Annotated in this window: 17 protein-coding genes and 1 riboswitch; of the genes, 8 read left to right on the top strand and 9 right to left on the bottom strand. The window is 62.8% G+C overall.

Annotated features, from left to right (window positions below):
- The first annotated feature begins 127 nt into the window (after nucleotides 1–127).
- Complete coding sequence (locus tag B5525_RS02365) at nucleotides 128–568, top strand: hypothetical protein (RefSeq protein WP_079564465.1); 441 nt, start codon at nucleotides 128–130, stop codon at nucleotides 566–568.
- Between the two features lie 158 nt (nucleotides 569–726).
- Here B5525_RS02365 and B5525_RS02360 read toward each other — a convergent pair whose 3' ends face one another.
- Nucleotides 727–984, bottom strand: coding sequence for a hypothetical protein (locus tag B5525_RS02360; RefSeq protein WP_079572827.1), 258 nt, complete (start codon nucleotides 982–984; stop codon nucleotides 727–729).
- A 1,117-nt stretch (nucleotides 985–2,101) separates the two neighbouring features.
- Here B5525_RS02360 and B5525_RS02355 point away from each other — a divergent pair.
- Nucleotides 2,102–2,938: a zinc/iron-chelating domain-containing protein gene (locus B5525_RS02355; RefSeq protein ID WP_079572825.1), complete on the top strand. Its 837-nt coding sequence runs from the start codon at nucleotides 2,102–2,104 to the stop codon at nucleotides 2,936–2,938.
- A gap of 90 nt (nucleotides 2,939–3,028) precedes the next feature.
- Here B5525_RS02355 and B5525_RS02350 read toward each other — a convergent pair whose 3' ends face one another.
- Nucleotides 3,029–3,283, bottom strand: a complete 255-nt coding sequence (locus B5525_RS02350; RefSeq protein ID WP_079564464.1) for a hypothetical protein — start codon at nucleotides 3,281–3,283, stop codon at nucleotides 3,029–3,031.
- Nucleotides 3,284–3,525: 242 nt separating this feature from the next.
- Between B5525_RS02350 and B5525_RS02345 the strand changes: the two genes are divergently transcribed.
- Nucleotides 3,526–3,750, top strand: a complete 225-nt coding sequence (locus B5525_RS02345) for a DUF6429 family protein (RefSeq protein WP_079564462.1) — start codon at nucleotides 3,526–3,528, stop codon at nucleotides 3,748–3,750.
- 360 nt (nucleotides 3,751–4,110) lie between these two features.
- Here the strand turns inward: B5525_RS02345 and thiC are convergent, their stop codons facing one another.
- The 6 genes from thiC to B5525_RS02315 form a co-directional block, all read right to left on the bottom strand.
- Nucleotides 4,111–6,009, bottom strand: a complete 1,899-nt coding sequence (gene thiC, locus B5525_RS02340; protein ID WP_079564461.1) for a phosphomethylpyrimidine synthase ThiC — start codon at nucleotides 6,007–6,009, stop codon at nucleotides 4,111–4,113.
- A 144-nt stretch (nucleotides 6,010–6,153) separates the two neighbouring features.
- Complete coding sequence (gene thiE, locus B5525_RS02335; RefSeq protein WP_079564459.1) at nucleotides 6,154–6,771, bottom strand: thiamine phosphate synthase; 618 nt, start codon at nucleotides 6,769–6,771, stop codon at nucleotides 6,154–6,156.
- Nucleotides 6,758–7,540: a thiazole synthase gene (locus B5525_RS02330; protein ID WP_079564457.1), complete on the bottom strand. Its 783-nt coding sequence runs from the start codon at nucleotides 7,538–7,540 to the stop codon at nucleotides 6,758–6,760. The genes thiE and B5525_RS02330 overlap by 14 nt, the downstream gene beginning before the upstream one ends.
- Before the next feature lie 308 nt (nucleotides 7,541–7,848).
- Complete coding sequence (gene thiS / locus B5525_RS02325; RefSeq protein ID WP_079564456.1) at nucleotides 7,849–8,046, bottom strand: sulfur carrier protein ThiS; 198 nt, start codon at nucleotides 8,044–8,046, stop codon at nucleotides 7,849–7,851.
- The gene (locus B5525_RS02320) at nucleotides 8,037–9,053 is read right to left on the bottom strand and encodes an FAD-dependent oxidoreductase (RefSeq protein ID WP_079564455.1); all 1,017 of its coding nucleotides are present in this window, start codon (nucleotides 9,051–9,053) and stop codon (nucleotides 8,037–8,039) included. The genes thiS and B5525_RS02320 overlap by 10 nt, the downstream gene beginning before the upstream one ends.
- Nucleotides 9,041–9,177: riboswitch (TPP riboswitch) on the bottom strand. Its footprint overlaps the gene before it by 13 nt.
- A 26-nt stretch (nucleotides 9,178–9,203) precedes the next feature.
- On the bottom strand, nucleotides 9,204–9,755 hold the full coding sequence (locus B5525_RS02315) for a lytic transglycosylase domain-containing protein (RefSeq protein ID WP_079572823.1): 552 nt from the start codon (nucleotides 9,753–9,755) through the stop codon (nucleotides 9,204–9,206).
- Between the two features lie 23 nt (nucleotides 9,756–9,778).
- Here B5525_RS02315 and B5525_RS43510 point away from each other — a divergent pair, with 23 nt between their 5' ends.
- From B5525_RS43510 to B5525_RS02290, 5 genes are all read left to right on the top strand, one after another.
- Nucleotides 9,779–10,321, top strand: a complete 543-nt coding sequence (locus B5525_RS43510) for a hypothetical protein (protein ID WP_154073024.1) — start codon at nucleotides 9,779–9,781, stop codon at nucleotides 10,319–10,321.
- 137 nt (nucleotides 10,322–10,458) lie between these two features.
- Nucleotides 10,459–10,656 carry a hypothetical protein gene (locus B5525_RS02305; RefSeq protein WP_079564453.1) on the top strand — a complete coding sequence of 66 codons (198 nt, stop codon included), beginning with the start codon at nucleotides 10,459–10,461 and terminating at the stop codon, nucleotides 10,654–10,656.
- Between the two features lie 73 nt (nucleotides 10,657–10,729).
- Entirely contained in the window at nucleotides 10,730–11,104 is a 375-nt protein-coding gene (locus B5525_RS02300; RefSeq protein ID WP_244567809.1) for a PRC-barrel domain-containing protein, read from the top strand.
- 178 nt (nucleotides 11,105–11,282) lie between these two features.
- The gene (locus tag B5525_RS02295) at nucleotides 11,283–11,828 is read left to right on the top strand and encodes a PRC-barrel domain-containing protein (protein WP_079564450.1); all 546 of its coding nucleotides are present in this window, start codon (nucleotides 11,283–11,285) and stop codon (nucleotides 11,826–11,828) included.
- 152 nt (nucleotides 11,829–11,980) lie between these two features.
- Complete coding sequence (locus B5525_RS02290) at nucleotides 11,981–12,193, top strand: dodecin family protein (protein ID WP_079564449.1); 213 nt, start codon at nucleotides 11,981–11,983, stop codon at nucleotides 12,191–12,193.
- 261 nt (nucleotides 12,194–12,454) lie between these two features.
- On the opposite strand, the gene B5525_RS02285 is transcribed toward B5525_RS02290, so the two are convergent.
- Nucleotides 12,455–13,666: an ABC transporter substrate-binding protein gene (locus B5525_RS02285; RefSeq protein WP_079564447.1), complete on the bottom strand. Its 1,212-nt coding sequence runs from the start codon at nucleotides 13,664–13,666 to the stop codon at nucleotides 12,455–12,457.
- Between the last annotated feature and the right edge of the window lie 411 nt (nucleotides 13,667–14,077).

The raw sequence follows: 14,077 nt of genomic DNA, 5'->3' as shown, positions 1-14,077 counted from the left end.
GCATCGCGAAGCCGGGCGGAGAAGCGGAATACGCTTTGCCGATCCCGTCCATCGGCTACACTCGCGGCAGCGCGAATCGCTCTGCGTCGCGACGCCTGCTCACAAAACCGCCTGGGGAACTTTACCAATGAAGATGTCATCCGCCATTCGTGCTGCGCTCATCGCCCTGTCCGCTTTCGCCGGTGCCGTGCTGTCCTCGGCCGCCCATGCCGACGAAGGCTTTGTCGCGCTGACGATCTACAAGGCGGGATGGATCATCGGCGGCTCCGGCGGCGGCGGGTCGCTGACCTTCCACGGACGAAGCTACCCGCTGTCCGCCGGCGGGCTCGACTATGGCCTCGTGTTCGGCGGATCGAAGACGGTGCTGCGCGGCCGCGTCAGCAACATCTACCGTCCCTCCGACGTCGCCGGCGTCTATGGTGCTGCCGGCGCGGGGCTCGCCGTCGGCGGCGGCGCCCGCGCGATCGTATTGAGCAACCAGAAGGGCGCGGTGCTGGAACTGTCCGGCCGGCAGGTCGGGCTGATGGCGAACGTCGATCTCAGCGGGCTGGCGATCACGTTGAAGTAGCGACTGCGCAGGCTCGGTTAGCCACCGGTCGCGCGCATGCGCACCCGATGATAAACTCCGCGTAACCCACCATTCTTGCACGAAAGCGGTGGGTTACGCCTTCCGCCTTCGCTCTTCGAGCTACGGCGGACAAGTGCGGCTAACCCGCCTTACGATTTCTAGAGCGTGCAGTGGCGCTGCTGCCGCATTGTCGCCTGCACGGCCATCGCGGCAGAGAGGGTCGGAACCGGCTTGCCGACGACCTTGTAGTCCGAGGGCCATTGCAATGGCTTGTATCTCAGGTCCTCGTTCCAGATCTGGCAGATGCCGGTGTTGTCCCAGCGAATCACATAATAATCGGCCTGTGCGGGAGCGGCGACCGCGAGGCATGAGGCAGCGATGCCGGCGGCGGCACAGAGGGCGGTAGCGCTACGCATGACGAATCTCCTCTCCTGTTGCAAAACGTTACCCACGCCGCCCGGCGTGTCCTCTGCCGAGGCGGTGCCCATCGTTGCAATGGACCAGCCTGCAAGTGGTGCGGCAAAAGCGCGATGGTTGCAAGTCGACGCCGCGACCTTTCACGCGCATGTCACCCGCATGAGCGAATATAGGGCCGGCATCGTGTCGCCGATGTCACACTTCCCGCATCACCATCGGCGTCATTGCGAGCCAACGGGTCGCGCGTATGCGCGCCCGATGACAGGCTCCGCGAAGCAATCCATTTTTCCGCTCGCTGAAGTAATGGATTGCTTCGTCGCTGTCGCTCCCCTTGCGCAAACGCTTCGCGTTTGTCGCAGGCCATGACGGGGGTGAGACCCTCCGATTCAACGGCGTGAACTTCCGATTCAATTGTCAAACAGCCTGCGGACATGCCTCCGCGTTCTCGCGGCGCGATGCGTCCGAGCTTTGTGTCTGTTTTCGCCCACCTCGTGAAGAGAGGGCGCAGGGAAAGCCGGGTGCCGATTGCACCCGTGGGTCCCGTGCAAAAAAAGCACGGGGGTAGGACCACAGGTTCAACCGGAAACATCCGGCTTTCCCTGCGCGATGGTTTACGGCTTACTTCGCGCTCTCCCCGGTGACCGGGCTTTCTTGCCACCGTCGCTCCGCAGATCTGCACCTGCGAAACTTGACGCCAGCGTCGGGGCGTCAGGACCACGCGACTTCGCCGTCCGCATCGCGCGCGCTCGTCTCGCGCGCGCTTTGCGTCCACCGCATCTCACCGCAACGTTCGTGACGATCGCGACCCGCCCCTCATTCGGATGAGACGCGCGGAGCTAAAGCACTGATTTGCCCGACGCGTTAAGCGGAATATTTTTTGCGGCGGGGCTGGACAGCGTTTCGGTGATTTGCCCGTCGGGTTGTTGTGTCGCAGGCGTCACGTCCACATCGCCCTTGCGCGCGCGGCGAAGCAACCTGCAGCGCGCGGATCACGCGAAGGTGAACATGCAATCGCGGCAGAGGGGGGCGGCTCGACGCGACGTTGATTGCTTCTCGAAGCTGGGGATAGTGCGTTCAAACACTGCCAAGAACAACAAGAACAAGAAGAAGAAAAAAATGGATCAAGCGATGTCGAACGTCGCTCGCGCCGTCGAGAGCGGCGCGACGACGATCAGGGGTATTGTCGACGCAACCGGGTTGTCCCGCCTCAAAGTCGAACGTGCATTACACGCGCTGGAGAAGCAGAAGCTGCTCCTTCGCGATAGCCGGGGTTTCACGGCACCTGGCATGCTGGCGACGCCACAGGTCCGGCAATGTGGATCGTGCTCCCGCTGCTGCACGCTGCTCGAAGTGACGGAAGTCGGGAAATCCGTGAATGAGTGGTGCAAGCATTGCGACGTGGACAAGGGATGCACCATCTACGACGATCGTCCGCAGATGTGCCGGTCGTTCAACTGCGCCTGGCTGCAAGGTCATCTCGCCGACGAGTGGTTTCCCGAGCGGGCGCGCATGGTGGTGCATTTCAGCCAGGACGCCGTCAACGTGCAGGTCGATCCCGGTTATCCCGACCGGTGGCGGCAGGAGCCGTATTTCAGCAAGTTGTGCGAGTGGTCGCTCAACGGCATCCGGATGAACGGAAACCGCAGCTATGCCACCCTCATCGTCTCCGGTCCTGACAAGTTCCTCCTGCTCGGGCGAACCATTGTCCCCGAGCCCACGCTGTTCGGCACCGCATTCCTGCCTGTCGCCGCCGAAACGTTCCGCTACTGGAAGGCCAGGTCGCCCGAGCATTTGCACCGTTTATATGGTCGCATCACCGAGATTCAGCGTATCCAGCAAGAATTCGGCTATTGCGCCATCCCGGATGACGACGACCCTTACCCGCCCTATCGGCCGGCGCTTCTGCGATTGTCGAATCATCCGCATGCTGAGTCGGATGCCGAGTCAGCGTAGCTCGCGGTTCGTAGGGTGGATTAGGCGTAAGCCGTAACCCACCGTTGATGTGGCAACAAAAGTTGGTGGGTTACGCTCCGCTAACCCACCCTACCGACCTGAACCCCAGCTTGCCACCCAGCTCTTCACTTCATCCAGCGGCACGGCGGCGCGGGTTCGCTTGAAAGCGTCGAGCCGCCGGCGGTCCTCGCCGATATCGGGTCCGGCGATATCGACCACGGAATCGAGCAGCGCCACCGCTTCCGCGAGCACCGCCGCGACATCCTGACCGCGCTCGTCAGCCATCGCGCGCAGACGCGCATCGGTGTCAGCGTCGATATCCAGTGTCCGGCGGATGATGTTCATGACAGAAGAATAATGGCGGAGGGGTGATTTGTCGAGATGCTGATGACGCCCGGCTCATATGAAGGCGCGGTGATAGAGCTGTTCACCATAGTTCGCAGGACGGGTTGAGCGTCTTGTCCGCCGAAGCTCGAAGAGCGAAGGCGGAAAGCGAAACCCGCCATTCTCGGTCTCGTTCGAACCGGTTGCACCCGGCGCGATCCTGAATAGGATAGCGTAGACCGGCTGGCGGCAAGAGGTTCGCGATGGCCCTCAATACCGACAAGATCGACGACGCAGCGCTGGCGCTGCTCTATCTGACCCTGCATGACGGCGACAGGGCCTGGAAAGGCTTTGACTGGGGCGTGCTCGGCCGTCTGCACGACAAGGGCATGATCGACGATCCCGTCGGCAAAGTGAAATCGGTGGTCTTCACGCCAGAGGGGCTGGAACGGGCGAAGGAATTGTTCGAGACGATGTTCAGGAAGTAGGGCGGATTAGCGGAGCGTAATCCGCCACTTTGTTTCGGTCGCGGAGCGGCGGGTTACGCTTCGCTAACCCGCCCTACGAGCTGACGCAGTTGGGTCCAGCCGCGCAATTCGTTGGTAAGTGCAAATCCGTGTGAGTTGAGAAGAAACCTCCGACGTGGCCGTTGATAAATTTCCAAGGCTAAACTTAAGCTCCAAATGAACGCGCTCTAAGAATTTTCCGCCCGCTTCCGTACCCTCGAGTTTAGATTGCGCGGTAGTAGAATAGCAACCCTCAGAAGTGCAAAAAGCCGGGCTTTCGCCCGGCCCTTCGCTTTCCGATGGATGCCCGGGTCAAGCCCGGGCACGACAAAGAGAAGGCGTTCACAACACCCGGTTACTCTCCTTCACCTTCTCCGCATCCAGATACACCTGCCCGCCCATCGCTTTGAATTTTTCCGACATCTGCGCCATGCCGTCCTCGATGGTGCCGTTCATCGACATCCCCACCGCCGCCGGATCGTTCAGCGTCGCGGCATAATCCCGCACGTCCTGGGTGATCTTCATCGAGCAGAATTTCGGGCCGCACATCGAGCAGAAATGCGCGACCTTGTGGGCTTCCTTGGGCAGGGTCTCGTCGTGGTAGAGGCGGGCGGTTTCGGGATCGAGGCCGAGGTTGAACTGGTCCTCCCAGCGGAAGTCGAAGCGGGCGCGGCTCAATGCATCGTCGCGCAGTTGCGCGGCCGGATGGCCCTTGCCGAGATCGGCGGCGTGGGCGGCGATCTTGTAGGTGATGACGCCGACCTTGACGTCGTCGCGGTTGGGTAGCCCCAAATGCTCCTTCGGCGTCACGTAACAGAGCATGGCGCAGCCGAACCAGCCGATCATGGCCGCGCCAATGCCTGAGGTGATGTGGTCGTAGCCCGGTGCGATGTCGGTGGTCAGCGGCCCCAGCGTGTAGAACGGCGCCTCGCCGCATTCTTTCAGCTGCTTGTCCATGTTGATCTTGATCTTGTGCAGCGGCACGTGGCCGGGGCCTTCGATCATGACCTGGCAGCCCTTCTTCCAGGCGATCTGCGTCAGCTCGCCGAGCGTTTCCAGTTCGGCGAATTGCGCGCGGTCGTTGGCGTCCGCGATCGAGCCCGGTCGCAAGCCGTCACCGAGCGAGAACGACACGTCGTATTTGCGCATGAGGTCGCAGATTTCCTCAAAATGCGTATAGAGGAAACTCTCCTTGTGATGCGCCAGGCACCACTTCGCCATGATCGAGCCGCCGCGCGACACGATGCCGGTGACGCGGTTGGCGGTGAGGTGGATGTAGGGCAGCCGCACGCCTGCGTGGATGGTGAAATAATCGACGCCCTGTTCGCACTGCTCGATCAGCGTGTCCTTGTAGAGCTCCCAGGTGAGCTTTACCGGATCGCCGTCGCACTTCTCCAGTGCCTGATAAATGGGGACGGTGCCGATCGGGATCGGCGCGTTGCGCAAAATCCATTCGCGCGTGGTGTGGATGTTGCGGCCGGTCGAGAGGTCCATCACGGTGTCGGCACCCCAGCGGATCGCCCACACCATCTTGTCGACTTCCTCCTCGACCGAGGAGGTGACGGCAGAGTTGCCGATATTGGCGTTGATCTTGGTGAGAAAATTGCGGCCGATGATCATCGGCTCGAGTTCGCCATGGTTGATGTTGCAGGGAATGATGGCGCGGCCGCGCGCGATCTCGGAGCGGACGAACTCCGGCGTGACGAAGGCCGGCACCGCGGCGCCAAAGCTTTCGCCGTCGGCTAACGCAGCTTCGGCGCGCTCGAGCTGTACCTTGCGGCCGAGATTCTCGCGGGTCGCGACATAGATCATCTCCTTGGTGATGATCCCGGCGCGGGCGAATTCGAGCTGGGTGATCATGTGGCCGTCGAGCCCGCGCAGCGGCTTGTGATGGGCGTTGAACGACTTTGCGGCGTGCGAGGCACCGACATTGCCGTTGTCCTCCGGCTTGATCTCGCGGCCCTGATATTCCTCGACCCCGCCGCGCTCCTTTACCCATTCGATGCGCGCGCGTCCGAGCCCGGCATTGACGTCGATGGTGACGGCCGGGTCGGTATAGGGGCCGGAAGTGTCGTAGACGGGAAGGTTAGGCTCGCCGGCTCCTCCGCTGAGGATGATCTCGCGCAGCGGCACCCGCACACCCGGCGCTTCGTCGGGCGTCACAAAAATCTTGCGCGACGACGGCAGCGGGCCGGTGGTGACGGCGGGAAGCGTGGTGTCGGGATTGGAACGGATGTTCATGGGCTATCCTCCTTTATCTTGTTGTCATTCCGGACGGGCCGCGGAACGCGGACCGATCCGGAATCTCGACATTGCGGCGCGAGATTCCGGGTTCGATGCTTCGCATCGCCCCGGAATGACGCTGGTGGATCGTCTCTCTCATCATCACGCGGTCTCCGCGTGCAGGCCGAGCCAGGCGCGCACGCGGGCGTCGGGCTCGGGATGTTGGGTGATGTCGCTGACCACCGCGATGGAATCGGCGCCGGCGGCGTAAATCTCCGGCGCATGTTCGAGCTTGATGCCGCCGATCGCGACCAGCGGGATGGTGCCGATGCGCTTCTTCCACTCGGTGATTTTCGGAATGCCCTGCGGCGCGAACCGCATCGATTTCAGCGTGGTCGGAAAGATCGGCCCCAGCGCGATGTAGTCGGGTTTTGCCTGTAGCGCGGTCTCCAGCTCTGCGTCGTCATGGGTGGAAAGCCCAAGCGTCAGACCTGCGGCGCGGATCGCCTTGAGGTCGGCGTCGGCAAGGTCAGCTAAATCTTCTTGGCCGAGATGCAGATGTTTTGCGCGCGCAACGATCGCGGCGCGCCAATAGTCGTTGACCACGAGCTTTGCCGCCGTGCCTCTTGTCATCTCCAGCGCGTCGGTAACGGTCTGCAGCGCGTCGGCATCGTTGAGGCCCTTGGCGCGCAACTGGATCGTGCCGACGCCGAGCAGCGCCAGCCGCGCGACCCAGGCGACGCTGTCGACCACGGGATAGAATCGATCAGGATACGGCATGCCAGAACGGTGTCCCGACGACAGGGGTTGAAGGGGAGGCGAAATCGCGGGCGTCCATCAGGCCCGCTTCGAAAGCCGTGCGGCCGGCCTCGACGCCCATGCGAAACGCCTTGGCCATCGCGACGGGATCGGCGGCTTTTGCAATGGCGGTGTTGAGCAGCACGGCGTCATAGCCAAGCTCCATGGCGTCGGCGGCATGGCTCGGCGCGCCCAATCCGGCGTCGACCACCAGCGTAATGTCGGGCAGGCGATCGCGCAAAAGCTTCAGCGCGTCGCGGTTGGTGATGCCCCTGGCGCTGCCGATCGGCGCCGCCCACGGCATCACCACCTTGCAGCCGGCATCGACCAGCCGCATCGCGACACTGAGATCTTCGGTGCAATAGGGAAATACCTCAAAACCGTCCTTGATCAGGATCGCGGCGGCCTCGACCAGGCCGACCGCATCGGGCTGCAGCGTGTCGTTGTCGGCGATCACCTCGAGCTTGATCCAGGAGGTGGCGAACAATTCGCGCGCCAGTTTTGCCGTCGTCACCGCCTCGCGCACGGTGCGGCAGCCGGCGGTGTTCGGCAGCACCGTGACGTCGAGCTCGCGGATCAGCGACCAGAACGCGTCCCCGGTCTTGCCGCCGGCGGCTTCGCGCCGCAGCGACACCGTGACGATATCGGCGCCGGACGCTCGAATCGCGTTCTGCATGATCGCCGGCGACGGATACAGCGCGCTGCCGATCAAGAGGCGGGAGGAAAATTCGCGATCGTAGAATTTTGGCATGGCGTTATGTTTCCGCACACACGGTTGTCGTCCCCGCGAAAGCGGGGATCCAGTATTCCAGAGGCCGTGCGATAGAGTCGAGACGCCGCGGCGTACTGGGTCGCCCGGTCAAGCCGGGCGATGACAGTGGAGTGTGATCCGAGCGACCACGCCTCAACCCGTCGTCCCGGCGAAAGCCGGGACCCATACGCCGTGCCCTTTCGGTTGGGCACTTGGGCAGAGACCTTTCGCAACCACGACGGCCGGCGGTTATGGGTCCCGGCTTTCGCCGGGACGACGTGGGGAGAGAGTTTGCGCGAACGCTCATCTCACCCTCCCTGCCGCGGCGTGATGATTTCGATCTCGTCGCCGGTCTTCAGTTGCGTCTCGGCCCAGCGGCTCTTCGGCAGCACGTCGTAATTCACGGCGATCGCGAAATGGCTGCCCTCATAGTCGAGCTCGGCCAGCAGCGCGTCGACGCTGGCCGACGAGATCTCGCGCGGCTCGCCGTTGACGGTCACACGCATTGCATCACCTCGTTGTCGATCCGGCCGCGCTCGACATAGCCGAGCGTCAGTTCCGCCAGCGCCGGCGCGATCAGGAAGCCGTGGCGATAGAGGCCGTTCACCGCGATGTTGTTCTTCTCGATGCGTATGCGCGGCAGATTGTCGGGAAACGCCGGCCGCAAGCCCGAGCCGAATTCGACGATACGCGCCTCGGCGAAGGCGGGATGCACCGCATAGGCCGCGCCCAGCAGCTCCAGCGCCGAGCGGACGCTGACGCCCCAATCCTCGGCCTCGATCGAGGTGGCGCCGAGCATGAACAGATTGTCCTCGCGCGGGATCACGTAAAGCGGCCAGCGCGGATGGATCAGCCGCACCGGACGCGCCAGCTTGACCTCAGAGGTTTCGATCAGGATCATCTCGCCCTTGACGCCGCGCAGCTCGGGCTGGATGTCGCGCGCGGCAAGGCCGCGGCAGTCGATCACGATGCCGTCGAGATCCTCGGAGCACACGTCGCTGTTGAACTTGATGGTGCCGCCGGCGGCGATGATGCGTTCGTGCAGCTTCGGCAGTACCCGTCGTGGCTCGACATGACCTTCGGCGGCGAAGAACAGGCCCTCGCGGAAACGGTCTTCGAGCGAGGGCTCGAGTTCAGCCAGGCCTTCGGCATCCAGGCGCTGGTAGTCTGACGTGCGCCGCGCAAAGCGTTCGAAATCGTTGCGGTCGCGGCTATGCGCCACCACCAGCGAGCCGTTGAACGGGGTATCCGGCAGTTCGCGGCGCCACAAATCGAGCGCGTGCAAGCCAAGCCGGCTGATGACCGGCTCGGCGACCTCGCTCTCGCAATACGGCGCCAGCATGCCGCCGGCCCAGTGGCTGGTGGAAAGCATCATCGCCTCGTCGCTGCGCTCGTGCAGCGTAACGGGGTAGCCGGCCTGCGCGAACAGCAGCGCCTGCCAGGCGCCGGCAATGCCTGCGCCGATGATGGATACGTGCGAATCCCCCTTCGGGGCTTTTGAACTCTGGTACATCCCTGTCCCTTCGCCGGCATGACCCGGATCAGGTTCAAAGGGTCACCGCGGTCTTTAGGCCTCAATGCGAGGTCTCAAGCTTGCGGTATCTCAGCTCCTCGTCGGAGCTCCCCTCGGAACACGGCTAATGTAGGCCGATGCGCAGGGGTGTCAACGTATCTCGCCGGGAACCGCCCTGGATCTGTGATGGCGATGGTGCGCAGCGGAAGCCTCTGCGCGGGCGTCCGCGGGACTTGCGCCGGCCAGCCCCGGCATCGGATTTCCGGAATTCTCGAACCCCTCGTACGATACGCGTTCGAGCCGTTGGCGTTTTGCGGCCAGGTAATAGCCGGCGGCGTAATAGTGCATCGCGCGCGCGTGGTCGCCATTGGCGGCGCGATAGGCGCCGGCGAGATATTTCACGCCATAGGTGAGATTGGTGTTGGGGTCGCGCAGCCCTTCGGCGTCGCCGCCATAGCCGAGGCCGCGCGCGGTCGCGAGCTTGATCTGCATCAGGCCGATGGTGCCGCCGCGGCCGACCAGTCTCGGCTGATAGCGGCTCTCGCGCACGATCACCCGATGCACCAGCTCTGCCGGCAGGCCATTGGCGCTGGCGTGGCTTGCGACCAGTGCCTCGTAGTCGGCGCGCTGGGCCGAAGCGGCGTGCGGGAATTGCAGCGCGGCGAGGGCCGCCAGACATGCAAGGAATAAGGGACGCTTCATCGGGTATGCCTTTGCGACGCCGGTTGGAACCGGCCATTGAATGCTTTGGCCACCCGATTGTTGCATTCGCCGGGCGAGGATATGGCCAAAATCCGGCTTTCCCGCGCTTTCGGCCTCATTTGCGGCCCCGGCTTTCCAGGAATTGTGCCCCGGCGCGGCTCGATCGCGCCAGTTCGATTCCTTGCCAAATCGTTGAAACGCCGATGACCCTGTTCGTTAACCATGCGGCCGAGCAGACCAGCCCGATGCGCAGGCTGTTCGACGGCCGCACCGAACGCCATGGCGAGAAGTTCTTCGTCGACCACAACGCGGCCTCCGGCCTGGTGGAGCCGGACAATTTGTTCCGCCTGCTGGAGCAATACAGGATCGAAGCCACGCTGATGCGCACGCAAAGTGCCGCGACCAAACTGCTCGACCACATCGACGGCTGGCAAAGAGCGCGAAGTAGTTCTCTCCGCCGTCATTACCTGCGACAAACGCGAAGCGCTTGCGCAAGGGAGCGTAAGCGACGAAGCAATCCACGCTTGCTTTGCAAAGATGGATTGCTTCGCTGGCGCTCGCTATGACGCGTTTCCCGCAACGACGGCCCTTCGCCGCTCAAAAGCCAAAATGCGCTCGCAGAACGAGTGCGCGGCGGAGGGGAGGTATCCGGCAGCAATCCTGTCCCATTCGCCCCCAACCAAAAAAATAGGGAGAACGCGCCATGGCAAGAATCGATGTTGGGTATCTGCCCCGAGGAAATCCCTGTGCTCAATGCGGCAAGCCGATCGCTGCCCCGGAATGGATCGAGCAGGGCCCGAAACGCATCTCCTATCTCTGGCGCTGCCGGGCTTGCGACTACCGTTTCGAGGCGGTGGCGTTCTTCGACGTGTTGGAGTCGTCGGAGCCGCTCGCGGCCTGAAGCCTGTTTTCTGAAGGGAACTCCTGCGACGGCGGCACGTTGGTTCGGCTTCATCGGCCCAAGGAGGGTGATGATGACTGATGTCCTCGAAAGACCACATCCGCTGATTGCCAGCGATCGCGTCGAAGGCACCGCCGTGCGAAAGCCAAGCGGGGAACGGCTCGGCCATATCGAACGGCTGATGATCGACAAGATCACTGGCCAGGTGTCCTATGCCATTCTCAGTTTCGGCGGGTTCCTCGGCATGGGAACCAATTTGCTGCCGCTGCCCTGGGCGCGCCTGAAATACAATCCGAAATTCGAAGCCTACGAACTCGACATCGAGGAGGAGGAATTGCGGCGCGCGCCGTCGTTCCGCGCCGACAAGGATTTCGACTGGGGCGATCGCTCGCAGGAAGCCGAACTGCATCGTTACTACGGCATCCCGCCCTATTGGGGCGGGTTCTGATCGCGCCTTGCAAATCGGGCAACGTGAAAAATAGCGGAAGTGGACGCGCGCACGCGGCGGCGTTGCGTCAAACGCGCTGATCGTGCACGCCATAACTGCTGAAAATATGTGCGGCAGTTGGAACGGCCGGCGCAGTGGCGGGTTTTCTCCTTATCAATTCAGATCAGGGAGAAACCGCATGTTAGGAAGATATATAACGGCCGGTCTGGCCGGGTCCGCGTTGCTTGCGACCGTTGCAGTTGCGCAATCGCCGACCACCACAACCACCGACCGCATGGCGCCGGCTGCGACGTCGAGCTCGACGACCAATGAATCGTATCAGGGTGACTGGCGCGCGTCGAAGGTCGTCGGCCTCAGCGTCTACAACGACAACAATGAGAGCATCGGCTCGATCAACGATCTCCTGACCGACAAGAACGGTAGCATCAAGGCGGTCGTCATCGGCGTCGGTGGCTTCCTCGGCGTCGGCTCGCACCTGGTCGCCGTTCCCTTCGAGAAGATCAAATTCGTCAATGAGCCCATCGCCTACACCGGTGCATCGAACCAGCCGAATGCGCCGGGTACCCGGCCGCCGCCGTCGACCACCACGGGTTCCGCAACCACCAACGTGGGGCCGAGTTCGGCGACGGCATCGAAGCCCAATCCTTGGTATCCGGATCATGCCGTGTTCAACGCCACCAAGGACGAGCTGAAGGCGATGCCTGAGTTCAAATATTCGACGTAAGATAGCGTGCAGGTCCTCAAAAAAAGCGCGTCCGGTTTTGCCGGGCGCGCTCTGCTTTGGATGACTTGTGGCTTTTACGGCGGATATCGCGATGTTAGGCTTGTCGGCGGCGGGAGCACCTGCGTCCTGCCGCATACCGAACGGAGGACGATATGACTGAGAGTGTCTACAAGGTCATTGAGCTGATCGGTACCAGCAAGGATTCATGGGAAAAGGCGGCCGCTGCGGCGGTCGAAAGGGCGGGCAAATCCCTCCGGGATCTTCGCGTCGCCGAAGTCGCCGAGCTCGATTTGCAGCTCGATGCCAAGGGCAAGATCGAAGCCTATCGCGCCAAGCTGAAGGTCTCGTTCAAATTCGAGGATTGACGAAGCGCCGGAACGGGCCTCACGAAAAAAGCGCGCCCGGTTATGCCGGACGCGCTTTTGCATTGAACGATGTCGGCGGCTTCTTACCTCGCCGCGCTTGCGGAGAGGTCCCCGGCGAAGCGCAGCGAAGTCGGGCGGGTGAGGGGGACTCTCCGCGCGTCCGAATGGGTTGAGGCAGCCCCTCACCCCAACTCTCTCAGAGCGAGCTTCGCTCGTCTCTCCCCGCAAGAGCGACGCTTACGGGGCGAGGGAGAAGAGTCCTCAGCCCTTCACCAGCGGGCAGCCGCCCTTGTCGAGCGGACGGAAGGCCTCGTCGCCGGGGACGGTGGCGATCAGCTTGTAGAGATCCCATTCGCCCTTGGATTCTTCCGGCTTCTTCACCTCGAACAGATACATGTCATGCACCATGCGGCCGTCGATGCGGATCTTGCCGTTCCTGGCGAAGAAGTCGTTGACCGGCGTCGCGCGCATCTGTTCCATCACCTTCGGCGCTTCGTCGGTTCCGATCGCCTCGATCGCCTTCAGGTAGTGCATCGTCGCCGAATACAGGCCGGCCTGGATCATGGTCGGCATGTGCCCGACCTTTTCCATGAAGCGCTTGGAGAAGGCGCGGGTCTCGTCGTTCATGTCCCAGTAGAAGGCGTCGGTCACGATCAGGCCCTGGGTCGCCTTGGCGCCGAGCGCGTGGGTGTCGGTGATCTCCTGCAGCAGCGCGATCATCTTCTGGCCACCCTGGGTGATGCCGAATTCCGAGGCCTGCTTCAGCGCATTGGTGGTGTCGCCGCCGGCATTGGCGAGCGCCACGACCTTGGCCTTGGAGGCCTGCGCCTGCAGCAGGAAGGAGGAGAAGTCGGAAGAGTTCAGGGGGTGGCGGACGTCGCCCAGCACCTTGCCGCCGCTCTCCTTGACGACGTTGGCCGCGTCGCGTTCCAGCGCCATGCCGAAGGCGTAGTCGGCGGTGACGAAGAACCAGGTGTCCTCGCCGCGCTTGACCATGGCTTTGCCGGCGACGTTGGAAAGCGCGTAGGTGTCGTAGGTCCAGTGCACCGTGTTCGGCGAGCAGGCGGCGCCGGTGATATCGGAGCTGCCGCCGCCGGAGTTGATGTTGATCCTGTTCTTCTCGCGCGTCAGCGCCGAGACCGGCAGCGCGACCGAGGAGGTTGGCACGTCGAAGATCGCGTCGACTTTCTCGTTGTCGTACCAGTTGCGCGCGATGCTGACGCCGATGTCGGGCTTGTTCTGATGGTCGGCGGCGATCACCTCGACCGGCTTGCCCTTGACCTTGGCGCCGTAGTCGGCAACCGCCATCTGGACGGCGGCCAGCGATCCCTTGCCCGTCGCGTCGGCATACAGACTGGACATGTCGGTGAGCACGCCGATCTTGACGACGTCGTCGGAAATCTGCGCGTTCGCCGCGGTGCCGGTCACGGCAAGCGCGAGACCCGCCGCGAGCGCGGCTGCAGTGGACTTCATGGTTTCTTCTCCCAGGCTTCTTGTTGAGGGCTTCTGTTGAGCGGCCTGTTCTATCCGGGTTGCAGCAAACTGCAAAGCCAAAGGCGACGAGGGAATATGGGGGTGACTAGGCCGTGAACCCATAAATCTGCCGGGCGGAAGGCTGGCCGGAGTCCGCTGCGCCCTGATAGCGGGCCAAATTCCGCATCGCAATGAAATGACGCGATGTGCCAGAAGGAGGCAACGTCTATTCGATCGCGTAGAAAAATCCCGGCTGATGCTCAAGCTAAGCACTTGCGCGGTCTTGAGGTTGATGACGAGTTCGAACTTGCTTGGCTGTTTGATCGGCAGTAGCCGCGGCAGCTCGGGCGGGCCTAGATGCCGACCTCATCTTGGATTCTGGCTCGATGAGAGCATGGGAGAGGAGCTTAT

Source organism: Bradyrhizobium erythrophlei, assembly GCF_900129505.1.
In the GTDB taxonomy this organism is placed as follows: Bacteria; Pseudomonadota; Alphaproteobacteria; order Rhizobiales; family Xanthobacteraceae; genus Bradyrhizobium; species Bradyrhizobium erythrophlei_D.
The sequence above is the reverse complement of the archived record's forward strand: the minus strand, read 5'-3'. Positions and strand labels throughout refer to the sequence as shown.